19 protein-coding genes and 1 riboswitch are annotated in these 26,649 nt (G+C 41.6%); of the genes, 2 read left to right on the top strand and 17 right to left on the bottom strand.

Annotated elements, in window-relative coordinates:
- Window positions 1–57 precede the first annotated feature (57 nt).
- From MAMP_RS16605 to MAMP_RS05855, 3 genes are all read right to left on the bottom strand, one after another.
- Complete coding sequence (locus MAMP_RS16605; protein ID WP_007145080.1) at window positions 58–282, bottom strand: cysteine-rich CWC family protein; 225 nt, start codon at window positions 280–282, stop codon at window positions 58–60.
- On the bottom strand, window positions 272–2,359 hold the full coding sequence (locus tag MAMP_RS05850) for a two-component system response regulator (RefSeq protein ID WP_007145081.1): 2,088 nt from the start codon (window positions 2,357–2,359) through the stop codon (window positions 272–274). The genes MAMP_RS16605 and MAMP_RS05850 overlap by 11 nt, the downstream gene beginning before the upstream one ends.
- 69 nt (window positions 2,360–2,428) lie before the next feature.
- The gene (locus tag MAMP_RS05855) at window positions 2,429–3,346 is read right to left on the bottom strand and encodes a GGDEF domain-containing response regulator (RefSeq protein ID WP_007145082.1); all 918 of its coding nucleotides are present in this window, start codon (window positions 3,344–3,346) and stop codon (window positions 2,429–2,431) included.
- 196 nt (window positions 3,347–3,542) lie between these two features.
- On the opposite strand from MAMP_RS05855, the gene MAMP_RS05860 reads away from it, so the two are divergent.
- Window positions 3,543–4,847: an ABC transporter substrate-binding protein gene (locus MAMP_RS05860; protein WP_007145083.1), complete on the top strand. Its 1,305-nt coding sequence runs from the start codon at window positions 3,543–3,545 to the stop codon at window positions 4,845–4,847.
- Entirely contained in the window at window positions 4,844–7,576 is a 2,733-nt protein-coding gene (locus MAMP_RS05865) for an ATP-binding protein (RefSeq protein ID WP_007145084.1), read from the top strand. The genes MAMP_RS05860 and MAMP_RS05865 overlap by 4 nt, the downstream gene beginning before the upstream one ends.
- Here the strand turns inward: MAMP_RS05865 and MAMP_RS05870 are convergent.
- The 14 genes from MAMP_RS05870 to MAMP_RS05930 form a co-directional block, all read right to left on the bottom strand.
- A complete protein-coding gene (locus MAMP_RS05870) occupies window positions 7,573–8,874 on the bottom strand; it encodes an ATP-binding response regulator (protein WP_406564513.1) in 1,302 nt (433 codons plus the stop codon). The two genes, MAMP_RS05865 and MAMP_RS05870, sit on opposite strands and share 4 nt — an antisense overlap.
- 467 nt (window positions 8,875–9,341) lie before the next feature.
- The gene (locus MAMP_RS05875; protein WP_007145086.1) at window positions 9,342–9,959 is read right to left on the bottom strand and encodes a response regulator transcription factor; all 618 of its coding nucleotides are present in this window, start codon (window positions 9,957–9,959) and stop codon (window positions 9,342–9,344) included.
- A 121-nt stretch (window positions 9,960–10,080) separates the two neighbouring features.
- A complete protein-coding gene (locus MAMP_RS16040; protein ID WP_007145087.1) occupies window positions 10,081–13,419 on the bottom strand; it encodes a beta strand repeat-containing protein in 3,339 nt (1,112 codons plus the stop codon).
- Between the two features lie 18 nt (window positions 13,420–13,437).
- A riboswitch (cyclic di-GMP riboswitch) is annotated at window positions 13,438–13,519 on the bottom strand.
- Window positions 13,520–13,648: 129 nt separating this feature from the next.
- The gene (locus MAMP_RS05885; protein ID WP_007145088.1) at window positions 13,649–13,945 is read right to left on the bottom strand and encodes an EF-hand domain-containing protein; all 297 of its coding nucleotides are present in this window, start codon (window positions 13,943–13,945) and stop codon (window positions 13,649–13,651) included.
- An 83-nt stretch (window positions 13,946–14,028) separates the two neighbouring features.
- Complete coding sequence (locus MAMP_RS05890; RefSeq protein WP_007145089.1) at window positions 14,029–15,177, bottom strand: cysteine desulfurase family protein; 1,149 nt, start codon at window positions 15,175–15,177, stop codon at window positions 14,029–14,031.
- Between the two features lie 238 nt (window positions 15,178–15,415).
- Window positions 15,416–16,837 (bottom strand): efflux transporter outer membrane subunit, encoded by a 1,422-nt coding sequence (locus tag MAMP_RS05895; RefSeq protein WP_007145090.1) that lies wholly within the window; start codon window positions 16,835–16,837, stop codon window positions 15,416–15,418.
- Window positions 16,838–16,849: 12 nt separating this feature from the next.
- Entirely contained in the window at window positions 16,850–20,035 is a 3,186-nt protein-coding gene (locus MAMP_RS05900) for an efflux RND transporter permease subunit (protein WP_007145091.1), read from the bottom strand.
- Window positions 20,036–20,062: 27 nt separating this feature from the next.
- Entirely contained in the window at window positions 20,063–20,938 is an 876-nt protein-coding gene (locus MAMP_RS05905) for an efflux RND transporter periplasmic adaptor subunit (protein ID WP_007145092.1), read from the bottom strand.
- 44 nt (window positions 20,939–20,982) lie between these two features.
- Window positions 20,983–21,219 carry a hypothetical protein gene (locus MAMP_RS15660; RefSeq protein WP_007145093.1) on the bottom strand — a complete coding sequence of 79 codons (237 nt, stop codon included), beginning with the start codon at window positions 21,217–21,219 and terminating at the stop codon, window positions 20,983–20,985.
- A gap of 180 nt (window positions 21,220–21,399) precedes the next feature.
- Window positions 21,400–22,011: a TetR/AcrR family transcriptional regulator gene (locus tag MAMP_RS05910; protein WP_007145094.1), complete on the bottom strand. Its 612-nt coding sequence runs from the start codon at window positions 22,009–22,011 to the stop codon at window positions 21,400–21,402.
- Between the two features lie 76 nt (window positions 22,012–22,087).
- Window positions 22,088–24,118: a molybdopterin-containing oxidoreductase family protein gene (locus MAMP_RS05915; RefSeq protein ID WP_007145095.1), complete on the bottom strand. Its 2,031-nt coding sequence runs from the start codon at window positions 24,116–24,118 to the stop codon at window positions 22,088–22,090.
- Window positions 24,119–24,282: 164 nt separating this feature from the next.
- The gene (locus MAMP_RS05920; protein ID WP_007145096.1) at window positions 24,283–24,477 is read right to left on the bottom strand and encodes a hypothetical protein; all 195 of its coding nucleotides are present in this window, start codon (window positions 24,475–24,477) and stop codon (window positions 24,283–24,285) included.
- Between the two features lie 140 nt (window positions 24,478–24,617).
- On the bottom strand, window positions 24,618–25,649 hold the full coding sequence (locus tag MAMP_RS05925; protein ID WP_007145097.1) for an AraC family transcriptional regulator: 1,032 nt from the start codon (window positions 25,647–25,649) through the stop codon (window positions 24,618–24,620).
- A gap of 3 nt (window positions 25,650–25,652) precedes the next feature.
- Window positions 25,653–26,567 carry a GGDEF domain-containing protein gene (locus MAMP_RS05930; protein WP_007145098.1) on the bottom strand — a complete coding sequence of 305 codons (915 nt, stop codon included), beginning with the start codon at window positions 26,565–26,567 and terminating at the stop codon, window positions 25,653–25,655.
- Window positions 26,568–26,649 lie beyond the last annotated feature (82 nt).

Below are 26,649 nucleotides of genomic sequence, written 5' to 3' on the forward strand. Positions count from 1 at the left end.
CGTCGGAAACTCCGCCCTCTTCTTTTTATTTTATTTAAGTAATCTGAATGGATAGTTTCAGGCGCTGTATGGTTCTACTGCTTGCTTTGCAACACACTGCTGACAAATGCAGGCTTTACCTCTGTACTTAGCGGGCACACTATCTAACAGATTCTGGCTAAATACCCTGTCCGGCTGATGGCACCAACAATCAGCCGGATTGTCAGCCGCTGATATATTGCCACATGCATTAGGGCCACCACATAACGGGCATAAAAGAGAATCAGAGGCTTCAGCTGCCATCTGTCACTAATTTCAACCACTCATCACGTGGCATGGGTTTGTAGAAATAATATCCCTGTATCAAATCACAGGACTTGGCTCGTAAATAGTTAGCTTGAGACAGACTTTCAACTCCCTCAGCGACTACCGTTAATTTCATTGCCTTCGCCATATTAATCACGGTATCAACAATGGGGTATTGACCGTCTTCACTAGTGATTTGATCAATAAAGGATTTATCAATTTTTAACTCATCAAGATGTAATTGACTGATATAGCTAAGATTGGATTGTCCGGTACCAAAGTCATCAATAGCAATGCCAAAGCCTGCTGTTTTTAAGTCATGAATCACGGTAGTTAAGACTTTGATGTTTTCAGCCATTACGGATTCGGTAATTTCAAAAATAATTTGTTTGCATGGAACAGCATGGCGCTGACATATTGCGTTAAACGTATCGACCAGAGTTGGATCCGCAAGTTGGCGAATACTTAAATTGACGGATATTTTTTTATCAAAGTTGGGTTGGCTTTGTCGAATGGCATTGAGCATGTCACAGACCTGATCAAGCACAAAGTAACCGATATTTATAATAACACCGGTACTTTCAGCGACACCGATAAAGTCTAAGAGATTCAACGGCGATGGATTGGTGCTATGCCAGCGTAGTAATGCTTCGGCTGAATCTACTTCGTTTGCGGCGTTAACTTTAGGCTGAAATACAACACTCAATGTATCGTAATTTAGTCCGGACAACATGGACTGAGCCAGTTCTGCCACTTTTATCGTACGACTATAATTGGTGTTTTCTACAAATATTAACTCACCTGAGTTGCCTTTCAATTTACAGCTTTTAATTGCATCTTCAAGCATAGGCAGCATTGCACCACTTTTTAAAATATCAGTGCTGAAGAAAGACATCACGCCGCTGATTGAAAGTTTATGCTCAAGTTGTTGACTGACATTCTTTAACAACATTGAAAAGGCATGCTGGATAGCCTCTTTCGTCGCTGCATAATTGACTTTTTCTATAGGCTGGATGGATTTTATAATAAACAAGTCACCACCGACCCGGTATAGTCTCAATGGCAATTTTTCTAATAATTTCCTAAGCTCATTGGTAATATCCCTCAGCAGCTTATTACAGTGACTATGACCATAGACAGCATTGAGTTCGTTGAACCTGTCCACATCAAGCAAACAACCTACATAACACGCCTTATTGCTTTTTTTGCCATAAGTTTTGTCTAAGTCTACTTCGAGTGCCTCTCTCGAGTAGGCCCCGGTTAACGGATCATAAAGGGCCGCTTTCAATAAACGTGCTTGTGTTAATTTCTTTTCAAATCTATCGCGTATCACATAAAGAAAAAGATAGCCCATCTCATTTTTATGTAATGAAATACCTACTTCAACATCGATCACTTGACCATTGTGTTTTATCAAGTCCATATGTCTGAAAATGGGTGTGAAGTCTTTTTGATCCGTTAATTCATCCACCCTATTCTGATGTGTAAGCTGCTCTGCGGGAATAATAAGATTGATGTTTTTATCACTTAATTCTTTATAACCGAATAAGGATTTGCTGTAGTCATTTGCCAGCTTTATCTGTCCCTGTGTATCTGTAATGATGACGGCCTCAGTCAGCATACTTAACAGGTTCATAAATTGATTATTGAGTTGTTCTAATTGTGTCTGTGACTTGATTTTAACGGTATTGGTGATATGGGTTCGATTGATGAGGATAGAACAAATCTTCTTCTCCAGCAGCTGTCTATTGACTGGTTTACTGATGAAGTCCACGGCACCAATGGACAATGATTTGAGATGATTATCAAACTCACCATGGGCCGTGACGATAATCACATTAATATGTCTCAAGCGTTCATTGTTACTAATCTCCGTTAAAACATTGAAACCGTCTATATCAGGCAAGCCAATATCTAGGAGAATAATATCCGGGACAATATCTTTTGCTGTGGCTATTGCACTCTCGCCTGAGGTGGCAACATAAATATCTCCTAAATCCTTAAGAGTCGAGGATAATTCCACAATTATGATCGGATCATCATCAACGATTAAAATTTTTCTATCGGTGTCCATGTTGTACCTTTTTCTCGTTATATAACGAGCTCTTATCAACAGATTTAGTCAGGCTTTACTCACTCATATTTAGTCATTTTTCATTGATGCAAAAGTAGCAACTTTAAAATTATCTCTACCCGCATTTTTTACTTCGTATAACAAACTATCAGCTGTCTTAATAAATTCATTGATATCGTGATGAGTATCATTCTGCTTAATTACAACGCAACCGAAACTCATAGTTAGATTCAGTGATACATCGTTAAGAGTATAGGGATCTGTACAGATGGCCTTTCGCATTCTTTCCAGAATCAGTTTTATTTCTTTTTCATTTGCTTCACAGTAGAGTAAAAATTCTTCCCCTCCAAATCGAGCGACCGTTTCAAAAGGTCGGAGACTGTTTCGCAAACGTTTAGACACATCGACTAAGACCCGATCTCCCATCTCATGACCGTATGTATCATTAATTTTTTTAAAAAAATCAATATCAGAAATAATAAGACAATGGCTAAGCGGTACTTCAGTGCGTGCCAGTCGGGATAGATGGGTTTTACAGGCATCAATAGCAGCACGTCTATTCAACAATCCGGTCAGTTCATCAGTATGCGCCAGTGATAACAACTTTTTTTGCAGATTAATAATGCGAGCGCCGACGCGTAGACGAGAGATAAAAATGGCACCATGAATGGGTTTTTCGATAAAGTCATCCGCACCTACATCAAGTGCATTTTGCTCGTTCTCTCCCAGTGAATTTGAGGTGACCATGATGATATAAGGTGTAATAGTGAATTTAAGCTCTCTGATTTTTTGACAGAGTTCGAGCCCATTCATTTTGGGCATAATCCAGTCAACGACAATAATTTCTGGCGTTATTTCTTGGTTAGCAATTATCTCTAGTGCACTATATGGATCATTCGCTACAAGTAGATTCATATTCGCTTTTTCTACAAAACTGCCCGTGGTAAGACAGTCAATTTCATTATCATCCACGACTAATACTTGCATTTTTTTATCCATAAATATGGCTGTAGCGCTCAGTTTCTACTGCTATTACATCCTGATCAAGTCTTTGGCTTAATTTTTTGTTATTTGGTATACGATTGTTGATAAAAAATGTTTAATTGCTCAATTAAGCAAGACTGATGTCGATACCATAAAAAATATGGCAGCTATTAATAAGCGATATATAAGGGATATCAAAATGAGTAACAGAACTGCACCGTCTTCTCAGATAAATGAAACCATCTCAGATGACAGACGCTCCTTTATAAAAAAATCTGCATTACTCACTGGTTTGTCAGCCCTATCCACTAAGGCCCCTTTTGTTTTTGCCAAAACGACTCCTACCCTTCGAGTAATGGGAACACACGTCACACTGCAAGAAGAAATTCGCCAGAAAGCAATGGCCGATTTAGGTATCAATATTGTGTTTCAACCGGGCGGTGAAGCTGAGCTCATCCAAAAAGCAACCACGCAGCCCGGCTCCTTTGACATCTACGAACAATGGACAGACAGCATACGCCAACTCTGGCAGGCCTCAGCTATTCAACCCATCGACACTGAAAGATTGAATTACTGGAATGAAATCAATGCACTTGCTAAAACAGGAAAGGTTTCACCAGAGGCACAAATTGGTCTTGGTGATGCGCCACATAAAATTTTGAATGTGCAAGACGACGACAGTTTAGGAACAGATTTTACAGGCAAAATTAGTTTTTTACCCTATGTACATAACGTGGATTCATTTGGCTATAACACCAATAAAGTAAAAAAAGGTATTCCTTATGAAACGGAAAGCTGGTCCTGGTTACTGGATGAACAATATCAGGGAAAGGTTGCTGTTGTTAACTCGCCGACCATTGGTATCTTTGATTTAGCGCTTGCCGCTCAGAGCAAAGGATTGATTCAATTCAACGATATGAGTGACATGAGTCAAGATGAGCTCAATACCTTATTTTCTATACTGATCGATTATAAAAAGCGCCATCATTTTGCGGGTTTCTGGAACTCTGTTCCCCAGTCTATTGATTATATGAGTCAGGGAAGAGTATCTCTGGAAAGTATGTTTTCCCCAGCGGTTTCAGCTTTAAATGGTCAAGGTATTCCCGTCACCTACGCTGCCCCCAGAGAAGGTTATCGTGCCTGGCATGGGGTAATGTGTTTATCCAGCGAATGTCAGGGGCATGTAAAAGATGCCGCTTATGACTATATGAATTGGTGGCTGAGTGGTTGGGCTGGCGCTTTTATTGCCCGCCAGGGATATTACATATCGACCCCAGAACGCTCCAGACCGTTGTTAAGTGAAAATGAATGGGGCTACTGGTACGATGGTAAAGAAACTACCGCACCACTTAAAGGCACTGATGGTCGTATTTCAGTGCAAGCAGGTGATATGCGCACCGGTGGTTCTTACACCAAACGACTTAGTCATATCGCCATTTGGAATACGGTTATGCCAAACTATGATTATTCTTTACAAAAATGGTACGAGTTTTTGCTGGCATGAATAAATGGCATAAAGTCACTCTGATGAGTCAGCTATCGATACGTAAACGTGTCTTTATCGGGTTTGCCAGTCTTACACTGATTTCGTTGTTTATTGTTATTGTGAATTTATTTTCACTCACCAACGTCGAAAAATTATTTAGTGATTACACAAAGTCAATAGCTCAAACTCGTCTGATGTCTGAAGTGGAAGCAGATATCATTGAACTTAATCGAAAAATCCTGGTGTTTCGCATCACTGATAGTCAATCTTCGATAAAAGATATTCAACTACTTCTTACAAGTTTAAAAACAAGCATTCTTGCACTGTCAAAGTCACCCGAATCCAGTCAGGAAGCTGCAAAAATTTACCCTAAATTTCTAGCATCCCTGCAAAAACTATCTGAACAAACTGCTAAATTGAATGATGAACGAATGGTGTTGAAACAATTACATACACAGTTAGATCAGAGCTTTAATAAAGTGTATGAAATGTTAGACACCATGATAAAACGACATAAAAACACACCGGAAGTTGTTCCGCTGTATGAAATACACTCATCTATCGCTATGTCTCAAAATCAGATGATGCAGTATTTTCAGAATCGCGCTAACAGCCGCCGTTTGAACTTTATTGAGAAATTCAATCTCGTACGAACCGATATGGCGCTTTACGCTGACCTTAAAACGACGGTGGAAAAAGAGAAAAAGTTAATTAGCAACCTTCTTATACAACTCGACACAATTAAAAACACTTTCTTTCGAACCATTCAGGCGGATCGTAATTTTATTTTTCTGGTCAATGTTGTCATTGCCGGAGAAGCCTCAGAATTAAAAAACTTATCAGTCCAGTTAAAAGACTATTCCATTAATAAACAAATGGCACTGTATGAGAATACTAACCAGAACCTTAGACTTTATGAACTCATCGCTTTTATTGGATCTTTTTTATTAATGGTTATCGCTCTGCTGATTTCGGGCAGAGTCAGTCGTGCTATTACCGCTCCTATCTCTGCTATCAGTTCTACATTTGATGATATAAGCCATGGCCGCCAAACACCCGCTATTCCCGGAATAGATCGCCAGGATGAGATAGGGACACTCGCTCGCTCAGCTAACTTGTTTAAACAAAGTGCTGACGAGACTAAACGCTTACTGAAAGAAACAAAGGAATTAGCAGAAACATTGAGCTTGCGAGAGGTTGAACTAGAGTTATCAGCTAAACAGGCTAATTTAGCAGCTGATGCAAAAAGTGCCTTTCTGGCCAATATGAGTCATGAAATCAGAACCCCAATGAATGGTATTTTGGGCATGATTAATCTGCTCAACGATACAAAGTTAAGCGAAAATCAACAACAATTTGCTCAAAATATAAAATCTAGCGCAGAGTCTTTGATGAGAATTATCAATGACATTCTTGATTATTCTAAAATCGAATCTGGCAAGTTATCGATTGAACAAACCCCTTTTCGATTAGAAAAACTGATTTCCGATGTTGGTAAAGTGGTTGAACCGAATGCTCATACCAAAGGGCTTCAATTATTATGCCCTGCTAATGCCATTGAAAACGTCCAGATCATTGCTGATTCAATTCGTCTGCGTCAGGTATTACTCAACCTGCTGTCTAACGCAATCAAGTTTACTGAAAGTGGCTCGGTAGAGCTCACTGTCACCATAAAAGCGATAAATGAGGATGAACTCAGTATTTATTTCGCGGTGACAGATACGGGCATAGGTATTTCTGAATCTGAATTAACAAGCTTATTTGAACGCTTTAGTCAGGTCGATTCAGCATTAACCAGAAAAGCGGGCGGCACTGGACTTGGTCTCGCCATTAGTTCTGAACTCGTCAAAATGATGGGGGGGCAGCTTGAGGTTGACTCTACCGTTGGTAAAGGTACAACCTTCTATTTCACCATTGACGTAAAAATGGAACAGCGGCCTACAGCTCGAAAACTTTCCACCCCAGACACACTGTTTTTTGCTTATACCAATAATGACAAGATGGGTTTGTATCTACAAAGCTTATTTTCTAAATGGGGAAGTGAATTACAAGTCACATCAAACTTACTGGTGATTGAAACAAAAGTGCGAGAAGAAGACGCTGATTTGGTTTTATTAGTTGATAGCGTGATGCTTAATCAAATCAATGAGAGAAAATTCAAGCAGCTAAAAGCAAAAAATATCCGAATTGTCTTGCTGTCATCATTAGCAGATGATTTTAGTCGCTCAATATTAGCCGAATTGTCAGATGAGACAGTCATCAAACCGGTATCGGCTTCTGAACTGTTTAATGCAACCCGATTATTAACCGAACAACTTAATCAGCAAACTGAACAAGATGCGACTGTTCAGCAAATTGGTGACAGCCAATCGCAATTTTCTGCTGAGGTGCTATTGGTTGAAGATGATGACATTAATCAGATGGTAGCAAGTGGTATGCTGGCAAAATATGGCATTAATGTCGATATTGCAGAAAATGGCGAAGCAGCTCTGATGAGACTCAGAGACAAACAATATGACATGATATTTATGGATTGCATGATGCCGATTATGGATGGTTTTACTGCTACACAACACTTACGTGATGGTCATGCCGGTAATTTAAATCTATCTATTCCGGTGATCGCTCTAACCGCTGATGTGATGGAAGGTGTGAGAGAAAAGTGTCTTGCCGCCGGCATGTCTGACTATATAACGAAACCGATTATGCCTGATACCCTGTTAGATATACTCAAAAAATGGCTTTAACGCTGGAGTATCTTTTCCATTAATAAGCGTAACTGAACCGGTTTGATAGGTTTCTGTAGTCGTAAAAAGCCATGGTGTTTAATCTCATTAATCACCGCCTCACTGGTATCGCCGGTGATAATAATGGCGGATGTTTTTCCTATAATAGATTCAATATAGGAAACAAAGGCGCAACCGTTGTAATCACCAGGCATTCGGTAATCGACCAGCAGAAAATCGGGTTTTTCACCATCTTTAATGGCTTCAATCGCCGTTGCCGTCGATGTAAAAGCACGACAATCACATCCCCAGCTATTGAGTAACGCGGTCATCGCCTCAACAATACTGACCTCATTATCCACAATCATGACGTTAAGATTTTCTAGTTTGTTTTGACGTGATGATAATTTAGGTGTTGTTGAACCTTCAGCATTATTTTGTTCATTACTCAAAGGCAGACATAAAATAACTTCCGTACCTTTGTTAACCTGCGAATGTATCTGGATTGGGTGTTCAAGCAGGTTCATAATTCTCCGTACTATCGCCAGGCCCAGACCTAAGCCCTTTTGCCGATTTCTTTCTGGATTATGCAATTGAACAAACTCATCAAAAATATCATTAAGCGATGATTTAGGAATGCCAATGCCCGTGTCAGCAATATGTAACTGGATATGCGTTTTATCTTTTTCAGAAATGAATACTTCCACTCCTCCCTGCTTTGTATAACGTATGGCATTCACCAGAAGATTGGTGATGACCCGTTCCAGCAGCAGTGGGTCACTAAATACCGTGTAAGGCGTTTTCTCAATATTAAGACTGAGCTGGTATCTGCTTGCATCATGCTGAAACGGCGGCTCTATTTTTTCTAACAAGCTACTGATATCGAAGCTGACTCTATTGGCATGAACGATATCGGCATCTAAACGAGACATGTCCAATAATACGTCCAATAGCTCATTTAGCGATTGAAGGCCCTGTTGAATATTCCCTATATCTTGTTGTTGAGATGGTGATGTCAGTTTCTGGCTGAGAAGCTCTGTAAATAAATTAACCGCGTGTAAAGGCTGACGAAGATCATGACTGGCGGAAGCTAAAAAACGGGATTTATCACGATTGGCTTTATCAGCGACTTCTTTTTGTTCTTGTAAATCTTTAATAAGATCCAGATTCTCATATTGTAATTTCAATGACTGGATAATGACTTTGTAAAGGTTCAGACAAAAAGCAAATGTGGCGGCCAAATAAACAATAGCACCAAATCCCATCCAGTTATAAAAACGCTCATCCTGAAACAGCATAATCAAACTGAGGGGTAACATGACGGGTAATGCAAACGCGGCATAGGCTATGGGTCTGGCCGAGAGCGAAGCCAAGCTGCCTGCCAGCATGCAAACTAATGTCAAAATGACAAAGGCGATATTAGAAATTTGTGCTGCATCAAAGAATAAGATACCCGCACTCCCCCATACGCAACCAGACAGACATGCCAATAGCACTTGGACCTTACCGTAATGAAATATCGTTTCCGTATCTGCGTGGGTCGTATCTAAACTTTTATAATGCCACCACCTCACCATAATCAATAAATACAGCACACTAAACCAGCTAATAGCGCTGAGCGAATAGGCTGTATTTTGCATCACCAACGTCATGGGTATCGCGCCAAGTGCATTACCGATAAGGGTGGCGGGACAATTACGATGGGCAATCAGAATTTTTTCAATATCTATCTTTTGTTGATATCGCCCCAGATCAGTAGATGATTGTTGGTTAGTAAATCGAAACATTAATCCAAACCAAGTTGGTGAGCTTTTTTACCGGCTTCGCTACGGCTTTGTGTACCCAGTGCTTGAAAAATGGCACTAACGTGTGATTTCACGGTTGGCATGCTTATCGAGAGCTGTTCAGCAATCGCCTGATTTGAGAATCCCTGCCTCATCAGCCTTAACACTTCAAGCTGACGCTGGGTAAGATTGTGCTGACTCGCCCACTGTTCTGCTTTTGGTTTTAGCTTGTCCATGTCACTGTCTGGAAACACTTTCTGACCCAACATCACTTGCTCGATGGTCTGAAGAATGGTCTCTCCTGATGACGACTTAGGAATAAAACTCATAGCACCGAGGTTAAAGGCAGTATCAATATCTATCGGATCAGATGAAGCTGAAACAATAATAATTGGCACCAGAGATGATGAATCCGATAAAGACTGTAACAAGTGAAAGCCATCCATGATCGGCAAACGTAGATCAATTAAGGCCACGTCATATTGTCCCGAACTTAATTTATCAAAAGCCGCTTTGCCGTTATTGACAGTATCAATGATATCGATGTTATCAGCCTTGCTGAGTAAGGCTGATAAGCCATCTAAAAATAACTGATGGTCATCAACTAGTAATAGTTTCACGTCTGAGCCTGCCTTTTATTATTTTTATAGGTCATTATTCATAAAATTGAAAAATCAGCCTAGTTTAAATGAAAAAAAGCCGTCATTAACGACGGCTTTTTCCTCGCGTTTCACATTGACTTTAACGTTGGCTCATACGACGACGTATACCAATGAATCCCATCAGTGCTGGTACAAACAAGAAAATGGCTGCCGGTACGGGTACCGCACTGACACTTTCAGTAATCACCAGATTGGCAAAGGTATCACCGAAGATCACATCAAAATCAAAGCCACTCATCAGCGGCAGAATGATGTTATCAAAACTGCCGACTAAGCTGCTGAAGGTCATGAAATTAAAGATCCCGGCTTTAAGTTCTGAACCGATAAAGTCAAAACTCAACACACCGGCCAATGTCGCCACACCATTTACAGCAAATACATCCGCGCTATTACCGTCAAACTCGATATTCATTACACCAAATGTACCTTGGGTGTAATTGCCATTCACCGTCAGTTTACCGATAGAGTTACCTGGGGTCAGGCTGGCATAATCGCTATAGCTGGTGCCGTTCACTAACACATTGCTATTAATCACGCCGTGACCGTTCAAGTTACCGCCATTAATGTTGACGTTCTTTTGGGTCATGCTGCCATTTACTGTGGTGCTGCCAGCGGTTTGAATAAACTCACCACTGCCAGACACAATGTGGCCATCCGTCGTAATAAATTGACCAGAGTTGGTGATGATGCCGTTATTTTTCAATGTCCCTTGGTTGGATAAGACACCGGCATTCTCAATCGTTGCTTGGTTGTTGATCTCACCAAAGTTAGTGAAGTTACCGCTACTTTTATTGCTTATCTTTGAGGTATTCGATAGCGAACCAGTGGAGGCATTGGTCAGTTTTCCTTCATTGGAGAGGCTATTTTTATTATACAAAAGCCAGTGATTATTAAACTCACCGGTGTTAGTGATGACACCGTTATTCTCCATGGCCAGAGTATTGAACTCACCGGCATTAGCAAATGTGTTGTTGTTATAAAACTCCCCGGTATTATTAAAAAGCGCACCCGCGTTATTCGTTATGCGACCTGCATTGGTGAGTCTATTATCGCTAATGAATCGACCGCTATTATTGATTTGGCCGGATGAAGCCACATTGAGATCACCTGAGGCTGAGTTAGTCAGCTGACCGCTATTGCTCAATACCCCCTCAACGATGAACTCATCGTTATTATTGAGCACGCCGGTATTATTGAGCGTTGCACCTACTTTATTTTTTAATACAGAGGCATTAGTCAGTGTGCCCGCATTCTCAACGGTGCCACTATTTACAAACACGCCAGTATTGACAATATTGCCTCCAGCCAGGTTTTTCACATTAGCGAAGTTATTGAACGTACTGGTGTCATTATTATTTATCACGCCAGTATTGGTAATGGTGTTTTCATTATCCAGCAGCCAATAACTTGTCAGCGTGCCGGCATTGGCAATAGTCCCCGTATTTTGAAGGCCGAAAGAGTTAATTGCCCCTTCACTATTCAAGGTGCCATTGTTAAAAAACTCTTTCGTGTTATTGATTGTGCCGTTAATCGCATTATTGATGACACCATAATTTATCAGCCGAGCGTCATTTGACAGCATTCCCCGATTTATCATCGTGCCAGTGCTAGACAGTGTCATCTCAGCCGAACCAGTATTACTGATGTAATTGTAGTTAGTTAACTGGCCACTGCTTGAAAATGCACCCGTATTATTTATTTGTCGGTTATTAATCAAGGTGCCATTATTCGCTAAGGTACCTGAGTTATTCAGCGTGCCATCGTTCGTTAAAGTGCCCGAAGCACTGTTGGTGAATAAGGTTTCATTATCAAGCTGACTGTAATAGCTCATATTAAACTCACCTTCATTGGTGATGTTCGAGGGTGAATATTTTTGATTGAGCAATTTGCCCTTCAGGTTAAGGGTGCCATCAGATGTATTGATGAGGGTATTAACGTTAGTAAAGTCTGCATAGTCATCAATCAAAAACTGACTGTAATTATTTACTGTGCCGCCATTAACAAATTTACCCTGATCAATAAATTGGCTGTGATTATTGATATCGCCATAATTTGCCATAGTGGAATATAAAGTGGAGGTAAATGTGCTCTTATTGTTCAGCACACCACCATTGGCAAACACACCGCTGTTGAGGATTTGCCCGTTTTTGTTGTTATTTAGAGTGCCAGCATTAGCAAATTGACCACTATCTGAGTTAATCAAGCTACCCGCATTATTGAGTGTGCCGGTTTCGTTATTTCTGATAATGCCGTGATTGGTTAAAGTGCCACCGGTCTGATTGCTGAGTATGCCATTGTTATTCAAACTTGCTGTTGTATGGTTAACAAAACTGGCCATATTAGCGTTGTCGAATCTGCCAGTTTGCTGATTGTTGAACGTACCATGATTATTAACGATGCCATCACCTTGATTATTAAAGGTGAAAGCGTTGGTAAATTGTGCACCACTATTATTGTTGAGTACACCGTTGTTATTGAACGTGGCATCCTTCTCATTAGACATCGTGGCATTGTTGTTTATTGTGCCAGTATTCTCTAGCTTTCCCTTTTTATACTCATTACCAATGTAAGTATTGCCAGATCTATTTACGAAACTACCATCATTTGTAATCAAACCAGTATTCGTGAATTTATAAAATGTGGTAAATGAATGACTGGCGGTATTGTTTAGTTGACCTTTGTTAAGGAATTGACTCTCATTTTCTACACTAGAGTCATTTTGAAAAATACCTTCATTATTAAAAGATGAACCCAATCTATTATGAAGAAATCTATTATTCTGAAATATGCCTGAGGCTCTGTTTTCAACTCGGCCATAATTGTTATTAAAAAACAATCCCGTATTTTCGTATAGACCCGAGTTTGTAATCTTTCCGGTATTATTCATCGTAGGCAGCGATATACCGTTGTTTGTTACCACCCCATCTTGGCCAATGGAGATATTGCCTCTGTTACGATGCTCACCGGTCATTTCCCATCTACCATTGGTAGAGATATAACCGTCTCTAAAATTTTCAAGGGAATGAGACTTAAAGACGGAGTTACTGCCATTTTGGATAGACGCTTTATTCCAAATATTGCCTCTATAACTATCAAAGGTGGCATTATTCTCGATTAAGTGCTCATTGGTTATCGCACCCCGGTTATCGATTAGGCCATTATTAACTACAATGCCAGAAGTCATATTGGCAAATTCGTTACCACCACCCGATTTAAATAGCTGGCCACCTGCTGTAATAGTTATTTTACTCGCGTTTTTATATCCATCTAATCCGATATAACCATCGCTGACGGTGATTGGGGATGTGTTTGTACCATAGAGTCCTGTGACAGCATGCACAACTGACGGCGCCAGTAAAAATGAGCTGCACAGCAACGTAGTAGAGAGCGACAGAAACTGTCGTTGTTTATTTATCATCACTCGGATTCCTTGCGTTTGTGCAACCCAGCCACCTTGTTAAACAACAAGGCCTGTGGCTTTCCGTCCCTGATTCACACCAAGTTTGGCCGATTAAATAACACGCCGATCATAATGAAATGGGGTTGTAGCGACTATCAGCCAAAAGTATGATTTTGTGAGAAAAATAAATAAGCAATAAAAAAAGGGAGTCACTGACTCCCTTCTAAATATGGTGTGATAAGAGAAATTAACTTTCTTTCTTATCTTTGCAGGATGGGCGTTTATCACCCTTATGTTTTTTATGGGCCGCTGCAGCTTCTTCCTTGGTCACCTTGCCATCAGCATTAGTATCCATTTTTTCGAAGCGTTTTAATGCTGCCGCTGTGGCTTCCTCTTTTGTAATAACACCATCACCGTTGGTGTCGATATGAGCGAAATATCCTTTTTTATCATGTTTAGCCATATCGTCAGTTGATGCTGGTTCAGCGAATGTCACTGTGCTCATTGCCATCGCGGCTAATACTGAAAAAAGTGCTGTTTTCATCATTAATCCCTCTTGTATTGGTTGGGATTTTTAGATTACGCCGGTCAAAGTTAACAAATGGTTATCACAATAAAAAATCGGAATTATTTTTCGATAGCCGCTTTTATATAGTCGATGGCCTTTGTTATTTGTTGTTCATCTGAAAAACGTCCCAGACTGATGCGTAAGGATGATCCTGCTTCTTCATCCGTGAGACCAATCGCTTTTAATACATGTGAAAGCAAGACCATTTCACTGTTACAGGCAGAGCCTGTAGAGGCACAGACATTCGGCTGGAGTTTTTCTAATAGTTTATTCGCATCGCAACCAATGAATTGCACATTAATATTGCCGGGATGACACTGAGTTTGTGTGCCATTCAATTTAAATGGAATATGCGTCGCTTGCAGTTGCTGTAGAAACAAACGTTTCAAATGCGTTAATTGTTCACGGTGAGTTTTTGCTTCTTGTTTTGTGATACGCATCGCTTCAGCAAAACCAACACAGAGAGGCGTGGCCAGGGTGCCTGAACGCATACCAAACTGTTGCCCTCCTCCCTGAATAAATGGCGGTAATTCTGCCTGCAGATCATTTTTGATAAATATCGCGCCAATACCTTTTGGGCCATACACTTTATGTGCAGACAAACTCAGCATATCGACATTCCAGTCTTTCACGTCAATATCCATCGCTTCCGGGGCTTGAGCCGCATCACAATGAAACAGCGCACCTGCCGCGTGTGCCATTTCAGCAAAGGTTTTGACATCCTGAATGGTGCCAATTTCATTATTGACCGCCATAATGCAGACCAGCAATGTCTGATCAGACAATAATGATTGATAAGCGTCTACATTAATCAGCCCGGTATTATCGACTGGAATTTCTTTGACTTTGTAACCTAGTTTTGCGGCATAAAAATAGGCGGCATTTTTAATACATTTGTGTTCAATTTCACTGATAAGAATGTCACGACGTTCAGTAGTATTGCCAAATATCACACTGGCAATCGCCTGATTGTTCGACTCCGTCGCACCCGAAGTAAAAATAACCTCTTCACTTGAGGCATTAATGCACTTTTCAATGGTGCTACGCGCAGTCTCAACCGCTGCCGCAGATTGCTGACCAAGCACATGGGCCGTGGAATGTGGATTAGCAAAAATCTCATTATTGTACGGTGCCATCGCGCTAACAACGCGAGGTTCTATCGGCGTGGTCGCCTGATAGTCTAGGTAAATTGAACTACCGATTTGCATTGACTGCTCCAAACAAGATCAAACTTACTGTTTGAGGTAAGTTATGACTAGAACATAAGCATGCTATTTATGCTGCCTAGTACATTATCAGAATAAGAATGTGATTAATTATAGGTGTTAAATCCCGAATATAAATACTGAATGTTAAAAATGTTCTGGAATCATTCCATATACTCAGTCATAACACCTATATAGATTTAGAGCTGACAAAATAGTTATTCATCATATTTAATGACGACTATTTATCAATTCTCCAGCCTTTACCAAGCGATTTATAAATACTGATTAACTTTACTGCAGACTGTGTTTCGCTGACGGCAAGCGAATCTTCCGAATTGAGTCGTGTTCGTTGACTGTCCAATACCGGTAAGAAGTCAGTATCCCCTAGCTCAAAACGCTGTGTGGCAATTGACTCGGCCTGCGTTGAGGTCCGTGCGGCATCTTGAAGGCGTTCGCGACGCTGTTCTTCACGGGCAAAATCACTGATGGCGGTTTTTGTTTCTTCAAGTGCCTTCAGCACTATCAACTGGTAATTAGCCAATGCTGCCTGACTCTTGGCATCATTTTGTTTGATGCGTGCTTGAATTCGACCAGTATCAAAAACACCCCAACTTAAACTGGGACCAATGGCACTGGCAATGGCGGAACTGCTACCGAAGGTAGATAAATTCGTCGCGATAAACCCCAGTGAACCGACAATATTTACCGCTGGAAACTGATCCGCTACCGCCAAATTATAGTTTGCTGTGGCGGCTGTCAGTCGCTTCTCAGCAGCTATAATATCGGGGCGTTCTCGAAGCAATTCAGCGGCATTTCCTATATTAACAGCCATCGGCAAACTGGGGATCGGCTTGCTCTTAGCGAGTTGCTCGCTTAGGCGCTCAGGATTCTGTCCTGTTAATACCGATAAACGATTAATGGCTGCTGTTGCTGTTGCTTCACGCAATGGAATTTCTGCCAGTGTCAACGATAGCTGTGTTTCAGCTTGTGCAATGTCCAGGCGACTTGCTATACCACCCCGTGTCAGATTTTTTGTCAGCTCAAGCGTATCTTGTTGCACATCAGCATTTCGTTCAGCGATGTTGACTCTGTATTGTGCTCCACGTAATTCAATATAGGTTTTTGCCACTTCGGCCGCTATCGACACTTGCAGACTTTTTAGCTCCTCTTGCAACGCATCACTTTCGGCATCACTGGCTTTAATCCTGTTACTCACACGGTCAAATAGATCCAGTTCCCAACTGGCATCAAAGCCAAGACTATAACTATTGTTACTACGTTTTCCAGAAGACGGCGTAGCCGTCTCTTGACTACGCCTTTCACGAGTGTAATCGGCATTCAGATCAGCAGAAGGCAACCTGTCATAGCCCACTTCTGTGGCTATCGCTCGTGCTGCCATTAAATTAGCGTAGCCAATCTTGATATCTAAATTATTTTGTAGCGCTTGCTCAACCAACTCACTTAAAAGTGGATCATCGAAATGTTGCCACCACCTGACGATAGGTTTTGCATTCGACAGACGATCATTTCCGTCAGTAATCGATAGCAGATCATTGGCGGCTAAATCTGCTGATACTTGCGGTTTATCATTTTCCCGGAAACTTGCTGAGCATGCTGTCATGCTGATAATTAACAGCATGGTGCTTATATTTTTTAGCATTTTATTTCCCCCCTATTCCTGAGCCACAGACGCAGTTTCGGCCTGTGTCTTTTTGCTCAATTTATCGGCTAATTGACGCATTACCACATAAAACACGGGGGTAAAGATCAGACTGAAAATAGTGACACCGAGCATGCCAAAAAAGACCGATGTTCCTAGTGCATTTCTCAGTTCAGCACCGGCACCGGTAGCCGTCATTAGTGGAACAACGCCTAAAATAAATGCAAATGAGGTCATCAAAATAGGACGTAATCGTTGTTTCGCCGCCATCACCGCCGCTTCTATCGCCGTATTGCCCTCTAGTTCGTGTTGTCGTGAAAACTCAACAATCAGGATGGCATTTTTGGCTGCCAAACCTATCAACACCACTAAGCCAATCTGCGAGAAGATATTGGCATCCATGCCAACCAGCATCAGCCCGCCTAGAGCCGATAGAAGTGTCATTGGCACAATCAACATGACGGCAATGGGTAAAGACCAGCTTTCATACTGTGAAGCCAGGACCAAAAAGGCAAAGATGGCACCCAACACAAACAACATGACGCCGCCCTTAGCAATTTGCTGTTGATATGATAGATCTGTCCATTCAATGCCAAAGCCTGAAGGCAAGGTATCATCCGCAATTTTCTGCACCAGTTTTAAGCTGTCAGCTGAACTGATACCCGGTTTTGCCGCACCTATAATTTCCGCGGTGTTAAACAAGTTATAACGCGGTACACGGTCGGGGGCTGTTTGTGGGCGAACAGTCCCCAATGTGCCAAGCGATACCATCTGACCATCCGCTGAACGTGTTTTAAGATTAGCAATTTGTTCAGGATCTAATCGATAGCGACTGTCCGCTTGTGCCCTAACTTGAAATGTTCTCCCCATCAGGTTGAAATCATTGACATAAACACTGCCAAGATAAACTTCCAATGTTTCAAAGACATTAGATATAGGCACATTCAGCATCTCCGCCTGATCTCTATCTAGGTCAAAGAAAAATTCAGGTGCACCAGCACTGTATGGTGAAAAACCGAATAACATATCAGGGCTGGAATTAATCGCTTTTAACAGGGCTTTATTCGCATTATTCAGCGCTTCGCTGCCTTGGTCTTCATAATCTTGTAGACGCAATGAGAAACCACCACTTGAACCAATACCTCTTACGGTCGGAGGTGGAATCACCGTAATTTGAGCATCAACAATTTTGTTAAGACGAGCCTGAAGATCCGTCATAATGCTATTCAGATCACGACCTGATTTAAGCCGCTCCTCATAAGGATAAAACTGTGCAAAGACGGTTGATGATGAGCTTTTATTGGTGCCCGTAGGCCCATCAAAACCGGCGAAGGTATGAGCATATTGTATGCCCGGCACCTTAACAGCTTCTTCAGCTACCCGCAGTGTGACTTCAGTAGTACGCGACAGGGATGAACCCGGTGGCAACTGCACTGGTACGATTAAATACCCTTGATCGGAAGCAGGTACAAAACCTTTGGGAATGATGGCCGCCACATAAAAAGCCGCCACAATTAATCCGGCATAAACCAGCATCACCCACGGACGAAGAGAAATCAGCTTATTGGCCAATGTGGCATAGCTTTCCGACATCCGATCAAAGCCAGAATTAAAGCCATGTATCGCTCTAGATAATAAACCTGATTTTGTTGGTTTTTTATCTGGGTTAGTCGCTAATAAGATGCCCGATAAAGCGGGTGTTAATGTCAGTGAATTAAATAATGAAATAAGCGTTGCCACCGCTACAGCAACACCGAACTGTCGATAAAATTGACCGGAGAAACCTTCAATAAGCATGGTAGGTATAAAGACGGATACCAGTACCAGTGAAGTGGCAATCAAGGCTAGAGACACCTCTTTCATGGTGACTCTTGAAGCCTGTTTAGCCGACATACCCTCATGGATACGTCTTTCGACGTTTTCCACCACAATGATGGCATCGTCGACCACGATCCCCACAGCCAGAACGATACCAAACAACGTTAATAGATTAATTGAGTAACCTAATACCGTCAGCGCCAAAAAGGTGCCCACTAAAGAGACTGGAATAGCAACAACGGGAATAATGGTCGCCCGTGGTTTTTGTAAAAACACTAACACCACCAACACAACCAAGATTAAGGCTTCGTAAATGGTATGGACTAAGTTATCAATTGCTTTAACCACAAAGAAATCCGTTGGGTTATAGGTGATGATATATTCCATGCCACTGGGGAAATCTTTTGAAAGATCCGCCATCATGGCTTTGACTTTCTCTGAGGTTTCAATAGCGTTGGTACCCGGTTGTTGTGTCAGCAACATCACCACAATCGGATCGCCATTTAGGAAGGCATTTGTGGTGTATTCCTGAGCGCCAATTTCAATTCTGGCAACATCGTTCAGCTTGACGATTCGAGCATCATCGCCGCGTTTAATGATGATATTTTCAAACTGAGAAATTTCTTCTAAACGTCCTTGTAATGTAATAATCGGCTGAAAAGCACGATCAGTATCAACGGGCGGTTGAGCAAGCTGACCACCTGCTACTTGAATGTTTTGCTCACGAATTGCATCAACAACCTCACCTGCTGTCAGGTTCAGATTTGACATGCGGTCTGGATCGAGCCAGATACGCATGGTGTAGTCGCGTTGACCCAACATATTAATTGAGCCTACGCCAGGCAAACGGATCAGTCGGTCACGAATATTTTGAAGTGTGTAATTAGACAAAAATAATTGGTCACGGCTCTGATCGGGTGAACGCATGTGGACGGCCATAAGAAAATCAGGCGAATTCTTACGTACAGATATCCCTGTTCTGCGTACTTCTTCAGGTAAACGCGGCTCTGCTAAGGCAACCCGGTTTTGCACCAATACTTGCGCCATATCAATGTCGGTACCAATTTCGAAAGTGACGGTCAGATTCATCCGTCCATCATTTGTTGCTTGTGAATACATGTAGAGCATACCGTCTACGCCATTGACCTCTTGTTCAATAGGTGTGGAGACGGTTTTAGCAATCGTTTCAGCACTAGCTCCCGGATAAGTAGCGGTAACAGTAACTGTGGGTGGCACCACTTCCGGAAATAGCGAGATCGGTAAACGCAGCATCGCTACGATACCCATAATTAAAATGGCGACGGACAAAGACACCGCAAAGATGGGCCTATCAACAAAAAAGGCGCCAAAGCTTTTATTGTCGTTATTTTGTTCTGACATAGAGGGATTCTCTTGAAAAGTCGTTTATTAAGGGTTCAGAGCAAGCTCAGATTGAATAGCAACTTTGCTGCCTACTGCGACGTGATGAAGACCACCACTAATGACTCGCTCATCGCCATTTAGCCCTTTCCGGATAACACGTAATCCATTCGCGATTGGGCCAACTTCTACGTGTCTACTTTCGACAATATCTTCATCATTGACGACATAGACGACATAATCTGTTTGCTCTAACACCAGGGCTTTTTCAGGAATAAGGATTGTTTGTGGATTTTGCTGCTTAGCCAGTTCAACTCGCGCAAACAAGCCAGGTGTGAACTTGCCTTGATTATTATCAACGACGGCACGTAATCGAATTGAGCCTGTTTGTTGGTCGATACTATTGGAAACAAAATTGATTTTGGCATCATATTTTGTGTCCGTATCGCCTTGAATGGATAACCTGACTGACGATGAATGAACGTCATTCAAGCTCTTTGTTTCGTTATTTTTCAGGTTTAGGTAGGTATTCTGGTCAACATCAAAGATCACATAGATTGGATCAAGTGACACGATATTGGTCAAAGGGCTGGCATTTTCATCATCACCTCGAATCAAGTTACCAACATCGACATTATGTTGGTCAATTTTGCCAGTGATTGGGGCGGTAATTTGCGTGAAATCTAAATCCAGCTCAGCTCTGGCTAGGCGTGATTTGGCAGCAGATAATTGTGCTTCTGCCTGTTTTACCCTGGCTTTATCTTCGTCCACACGTTGTTTAGAAACTGCATGTGTTTTGTAAAGTTCAATAGAGCGCGTGGAATCCGTTTTAGCCAAGGCTAGTGTAGCTTCCCGTTCTTCAACGGTGGCTTTTGCAATGGATACTTCGGCTTTAAATGGACGAGGATCAATAGAAAATAACAAATCCCCCTTGTTGACGATATCACCATCTTTGAAGTGGATTTTTTCTAAATAGCAGAAACACGTGAACGAATATCCACATTGTTTACAGCGACAAATCGCCCTGCATACTGTTGCCATTCAGTAATATTTTCAATGGCAGGATGGCTGACGATTACGGCTGGAAACTGCTGATTTTGTGTGACTTCTTGTTGTTTATCGGCATAGGCAAAGTGATAGGCACTGAATGAACCAAGGCCAATCAAAGCTACCGCTATGCCGATAGAAATAGTATTTCGTTTCATCCTCATCCCTACTCTTTAATAATTGAATCTGTATATGTAATGGTCATCTGTTCTACAAAGTAATTGACTGGTTGGTTTGTAAATTAATTTGAGTTGACCGGTTGGTTTGTTTAAATAACTAAATAAAACCGCAATTAAGCGGTCAATGGATATGGCTATTTGTAACAGTTCGCCAGTGAATTAGTGCATGTCTTTAACATTCAAAATACGAAATACACCGTTTTTTAGATCACGTTTTAATGGTTCAAGCGAGTTATGTATTCTCGCCAGGATAACTTGTCCCGTTATATAACAATAAAGCTCAGCAGCTAAGCATTCTATATCAGTAGATTTTGGCAACTGACCTTGCGCTACCATATCGCGAATAGCTGATGCGTAGTAATCTTCATAGCGCTTCAAGATACTATCTACTTTTTCGCGTATATCTTGATCCTGCCCTGCCATTTCACTACCCAAGGTGGCGTAAGGGCAACCGCAAACCTGTTGATAGGTTATTGAGATGTCGGACTGTTTTTCAATAATGTGTTCAACGAGTTCTTCAAAACGTTTTATCGGTGGTACTGACTGCGAGAAAATTCTTTCGTAGTCTTGTTTCGAGTTCTCGAAATGATCTTCCATTGACGCCAAAGCTAAGTCAGCTTTCGACTTAAAATAGTGATAAAAGCTGCCTTTTTTTACCTCTGCTGCTTTGCAGATATCATCCACACTGACCGAACCATAACTATTTTTCCATATGAGTTCTGATGCTGTGCTGATTAATTTTTGCTTTGTATCTGTAGCTGGACGTCCCATACAACACCGTTGTTAAATTACGTTTGCATTAAAACAATAGTTGACTGATTAGTCAACTATTGTTGTTTTATATTTTTTAGGAAACTAGCTTCACTTCAATACTATGTACAGCACTGCTTTGGCCAATGTCGGTCTTTGCCCCGTCGTTGAGGATATTAATATTGGCACCTGTTTTTTCTAACGACGGCCAGCGTCCTTTTGGTAATAACGCTACTCCTCGCGGTATCCGGTCACTCGCAACAACGATAACCTCAAGCTCACCATAGTGATTCTTCAGTGTGATTTTTTGCCCTGAAACGAGTTGTCTATCTGCGAGTTCTTGCGGGTGAATGCTGACACTGGCTTTACCTATTTTCATTGCAATTTTGTCGTCATTGCCATAACTGAAATTCATCAGAAAAGGATCAGCCGGCGATAAAAGGCGTAAATAATGCGTTTTTGGTGGTTGATCAGCGATGGCTACAGGGCTTTTGTTTAAACCAGCTGCCAGCCAGTTATCTGATGCGACGTCAATTTTGCCACTGGCTGTTGGAAAAACACCATCAGAATAATGAATAAGTGGCTGTTCAGACCAAGGCATACTGCCTTCCTTTCTTAGCTCATCGAAACTGATAGGCATGTTAAGTTGTTTAAAGATTTGCTCAATCAAACTTTGGTCTGACTCAAATAGCTCCTCATCGGTAAATCCCATCGCCGCAGCTAATCGACGAAATATTTCCTGATTAGGCAGACTCTCAGCTATAGGTTCGATAACTTTGTTTACGGCCGATACGTCATAGTGAAAGTAAGGTAATAAGACATCATCAAACTCAAGAAATGAGGATGCTGGCAAGATATAGTCAGCAAAGGCAGTCGTGTCGGTATGGAACAGATCAATGGCAACATGAAATAAATCATCACGGCTTAGTGCCTGATGTAACGCCTTTTGCTGAGGATTAGAGGCAGCAATATTATTATTCCAGGAAAACAAAGCCTTGCTCTTGTCTGAATTAGCTAATCTCTCTGCGAGATCCATATGGCTAATCGCTTGTGTAGCCGAAGAGTTCAATGCCGCATCACTGAGCCAATCAAGGTTAATTTGACGAGCCTCAGCCCCGTTAATATACAAAAATCCGCTACCGGGTTTGCCAATATTACCGGTACCGGCAATCAATAAACTGGCAGAACGCATGATATTACCTGCGTGTGTCTGCCGCTGTAATGCTTGTCCCAACCACAACATTGATCGTCCCAAGCCAAACCACTCTGCAGCTGTTTCGATATCAGTTACTGCCAAACCGGTAATAGCTGCAGCGACTTCAGGCGTGGTTTTGTCAATTTCATCGATGATTTGATCCCAACCTAGCACCGAATTGGTAATAAATGTCTGGTCCAAATCGTCGTTGCGTGCAAGAACATGCAGTAAGGCAAAAGCGAGCACGGCATCTGTTCCTGGCCTGAGTTGCAGATGTAAATCGGCGAAATCAGCCGTCTCATGGCGAATAGGATCTATGACGATGACTTTGGCATGCTGCTTGACATCAGGTAGCCAGCGTTTATGCACATGCGGCGCACTGGCAGAAGGATTGGCTCCCCAGATGATAAGACAATCCGTATCCTTTGCTGTGCGCGGGTCAAAACCATTCATTGACTGACCAAACATTAAGCTTAACGTCTCATGTCCGGCCTTATTACAGACCGTGTCCGGATCAACTTCTGTTGCACCGATACGGTTAAAAAATCGTAAAGGAAAATTACCGGCAATAAGAGAGCAAATTCCAGTGTAATGAGTATGTAAAATTGATTGGCCACCGTACTCTTCGATAATAGAGTGAAGCCGCTGCGAAATGTCAGTTAAGGCCTCATCCCAACTCACCTCTTGGTATGAGTGAGTGCCTTTAGCTCCCGTGCGTCGTAATGGATGGCTTAAACGTTTTTTAGGGTCAATCCAGACACCGTTATAGACAAAGGCACATTTAGCACAAAGTGCCCCGTGCGTCATTTCATGATCGCTATCGCCTAAAACTCGGTTAATTTTGCCGTCAATAACAATGGCTGAAATACCGCAGCTGTCATAACAGTCTCGTGGGCAGGAGGTCTTGATGGTAGTTTGTTCAGAACGACGCATTTTGTATTTCTCCGATTACCTGATTCAGTAATTAAAGACGTCGTTGTCTGCTTGGTTTAGATAGATATTACAGTAGAAAATGAATCGTTTGTTATCGCACAAAAAAAAACTGTTACCGATGAGGAGTGAAATCGGTAACAGTTAGAACATTCATCATTAGCAATTTATTTTTTTGTTATTTCTTGGTGCTTATTGATATCTGTGTGATTCCTTGTTTGCTCTTGGCTATCAATAAGACTCGTACTGGTGACACTATCTAGTTTTTTTGACTCAAAGCCTTTGTTATCGGCAACGGCAACTGAGGCTGAGCTGGCTATACTTAGGGCACTGATAGAGAGAAAGGTATTTAATCTGTTCATAGGATGACTCCTTAAATTGACTGAGCTAACGCTTAGCTACAGTTCTGTTATAAACCTACGAAACTGAATTCTTGCTGAACGAGATTAAGGCAGGCTTAAGTAATTAAGCCATAAAACAAAATTGTGTTAACCACTTCAAATTATTGTGCAAATAACAGATACGGTGAAATACCGGTCCAACGTTTGAAAGCCCGGCGAAAATTATTCATATCATTAAAGCAGAGATATTCTGCAATTTGCTGACTATTCATTTTTTTGACTTCATACAGATAAATCGCTGTATGTTTTCTGACTAGATCAATTTGTTGCTGAAAGCTGGTGTGGTGTTTTTTTAATTTACGCTTCATTGAAGCCGGACTGATTCCAAAGGCAAATGACACCTTATCCAGATTGAGCGGTTCATTGATATGTAATTGAATATAGTCATAGAGCTGGTCAAGAAAACTGTACTGACTATATTCCTCTGCTAACTGCCTGTTACTCTCTTTTAGCGCACCGTGTATGCCGAGTTTAAAGGCGTTAGGCCACGGCTTATCCAAGAACTGTTTCGGTAACCGTAAGCGATTCATCTGCTGATTAAAGCTGAGGTTTTGTCCAAAATTCACCCAGTATTGCTCAATATAATTTGGCTCAGCATAAGTGAACTCATACTGCCAGGGCATTTTTTCTCCAGCTAACCAAGCCACCATAGAGACAAACGCAGTGATATGGGATTCGATAATAAAGGTCTCTTGTTCATGACTTCCTGTACTGTCCAGCCAGAATAAAAATATCTCTTCATCATTTTCATAATGACGAGGGGTATATAAGGGCGACAAAATTGAATGGTAGTCACAAAGAATTTCAATGGCTTGACGCAAGTTAGTCACTTGTTGCAAAGCCTGGCTTACCGCGCCATAAAAACCAGGCAATAAGCGCTGACCCAATAAAAAACTGATATCGTCAGCATCAATTAATTTTTGACAATTTTTTATTAATGTCAGGTATTGATCTGGACTGATACGCTTTTCTGCCAGTGCAAAGTCGTCTAACTGCAATCGCGCGCCCTTTAATAATTGATATGCCGAAATATCACGCGATAATGCCAACTCTGCTAATAATGCAGGTTGATACTGGCTAGCGATGCAGGGCGTATCAATTTCATACCCTGTTGTTTTAACCAGTTTTGTCATGAGTTAACTAGCCGCGACCACACGTTGCTTATCTTGGCTTAGTTGTAAATTTAAGCGTTTAATCAGCGAGTCAGAGTCATCTGTTTTTGCCATGGTGATAGCACAAGTGGCGCTTAGGTAAACACGTTGATGATGCGCTTTAGTTCGATAAGCAAAACTGGCTACTGCATTTTGAAGATCCAGACTGAGCTGCTTTGCATCTGCTTCATTGGTATTGTGAAGCAAGACAATAAAACGATCTCCCGCCAGGCGGCAGATTAAATCTTCATCACGAAGGTTCAGTAATAACAATTGGCAGACCAGCTGCAATATATGGTCACCCTCTTCCACCCCGTACAAACGATTAATCACATTAAAGTCATCCAAATCAATCGCTATCAGGGCTAAAGGTTGCTGCTGTTTTTTACTTTCATTGAGAGAGAGTTTGAGCTGCTTTTTGAGATATGCCGCACCACCAATAGGGATAAGCTTGTCAAATAAACGATGCTCACGGAAATAACGTTCACGTTTTACCATTTGGGCACTGATGGCAATTTCTTCCTGATGCCAGTGATAAATGCCAAAGCTTAACAGCACTAAAGCAAGTGGAATCGGCATACTCTCCAACCAGTTATGCCAGATTAATGTCGAAGGCATATGGATAAATTCATCCATGAAATCCATGCTCCACGAAAAGGCGATAGCACATAAACCCAGAGCTAATAGTTGTGTCACCCTTCCCGCCGGTCGGCTACGAAGCAATAACGCCAGCCAAAATAAGGCCAGAATCACCATTCCACCTTCAGACATGATATCAAGCCAATTTATCTCTGATATGGTCTTAACTTCCCCCCATGTTCGCATGATAACGAAACCAGTAATGAAGGCCAGCGCCAGTCCGTAAAAATAGGATGTGTGTAAAAAAGGTCTTTTTTTCATTGGTTTAACCGAACTCTGACTGCAGTAATTAACTGAATGTCGGCGACACTACGCGAAAAAAATGACAGACTTATGACAAAGT

It is taken from the genome of Methylophaga thalassica MP (assembly GCF_000214595.1).
GTDB lineage: Bacteria > Pseudomonadota > Gammaproteobacteria > Nitrosococcales > Methylophagaceae > Methylophaga > Methylophaga thalassica.

Bases quoted from the DNA above. Each gene is read 5' to 3' on its own strand.
- MAMP_RS16040 (WP_007145087.1), bottom strand. From the start codon at position 13,419: ATGATAAATAAACAACGACAGTTTCTGTCGCTCTCTACTACGTTGCTG.
- MAMP_RS15660 (WP_007145093.1), bottom strand. From the start codon at position 21,219: ATGAAACGAAATACTATTTCTATCGGCATAGCGGTAGCTTTGATTGGC.
- MAMP_RS05850 (WP_007145081.1), bottom strand. From the start codon at position 2,359: ATGGACACCGATAGAAAAATTTTAATCGTTGATGATGATCCGATCATA.
- MAMP_RS05920 (WP_007145096.1), bottom strand. From the start codon at position 24,477: ATGAACAGATTAAATACCTTTCTCTCTATCAGTGCCCTAAGTATAGCC.
- MAMP_RS05915 (WP_007145095.1), bottom strand. From the start codon at position 24,118: ATGCGTCGTTCTGAACAAACTACCATCAAGACCTCCTGCCCACGAGAC.
- MAMP_RS05930 (WP_007145098.1), bottom strand. From the start codon at position 26,567: ATGAAAAAAAGACCTTTTTTACACACATCCTATTTTTACGGACTGGCG.
- MAMP_RS16605 (WP_007145080.1), bottom strand. From the start codon at position 282: ATGGCAGCTGAAGCCTCTGATTCTCTTTTATGCCCGTTATGTGGTGGC.
- MAMP_RS05925 (WP_007145097.1), bottom strand. From the start codon at position 25,649: ATGACAAAACTGGTTAAAACAACAGGGTATGAAATTGATACGCCCTGC.
- MAMP_RS05910 (WP_007145094.1), bottom strand. From the start codon at position 22,011: ATGGGACGTCCAGCTACAGATACAAAGCAAAAATTAATCAGCACAGCA.
- MAMP_RS05855 (WP_007145082.1), bottom strand. From the start codon at position 3,346: ATGCAAGTATTAGTCGTGGATGATAATGAAATTGACTGTCTTACCACG.
- MAMP_RS05890 (WP_007145089.1), bottom strand. From the start codon at position 15,177: ATGCAAATCGGTAGTTCAATTTACCTAGACTATCAGGCGACCACGCCG.
- MAMP_RS05860 (WP_007145083.1), top strand. From the start codon at position 3,543: ATGAGTAACAGAACTGCACCGTCTTCTCAGATAAATGAAACCATCTCA.
- MAMP_RS05900 (WP_007145091.1), bottom strand. From the start codon at position 20,035: ATGTCAGAACAAAATAACGACAATAAAAGCTTTGGCGCCTTTTTTGTT.
- MAMP_RS05895 (WP_007145090.1), bottom strand. From the start codon at position 16,837: ATGCTAAAAAATATAAGCACCATGCTGTTAATTATCAGCATGACAGCA.
- MAMP_RS05885 (WP_007145088.1), bottom strand. From the start codon at position 13,945: ATGAAAACAGCACTTTTTTCAGTATTAGCCGCGATGGCAATGAGCACA.
- MAMP_RS05865 (WP_007145084.1), top strand. From the start codon at position 4,844: ATGAATAAATGGCATAAAGTCACTCTGATGAGTCAGCTATCGATACGT.
- MAMP_RS05870 (WP_406564513.1), bottom strand. From the start codon at position 8,874: ATGTTACCCCTCAGTTTGATTATGCTGTTTCAGGATGAGCGTTTTTAT.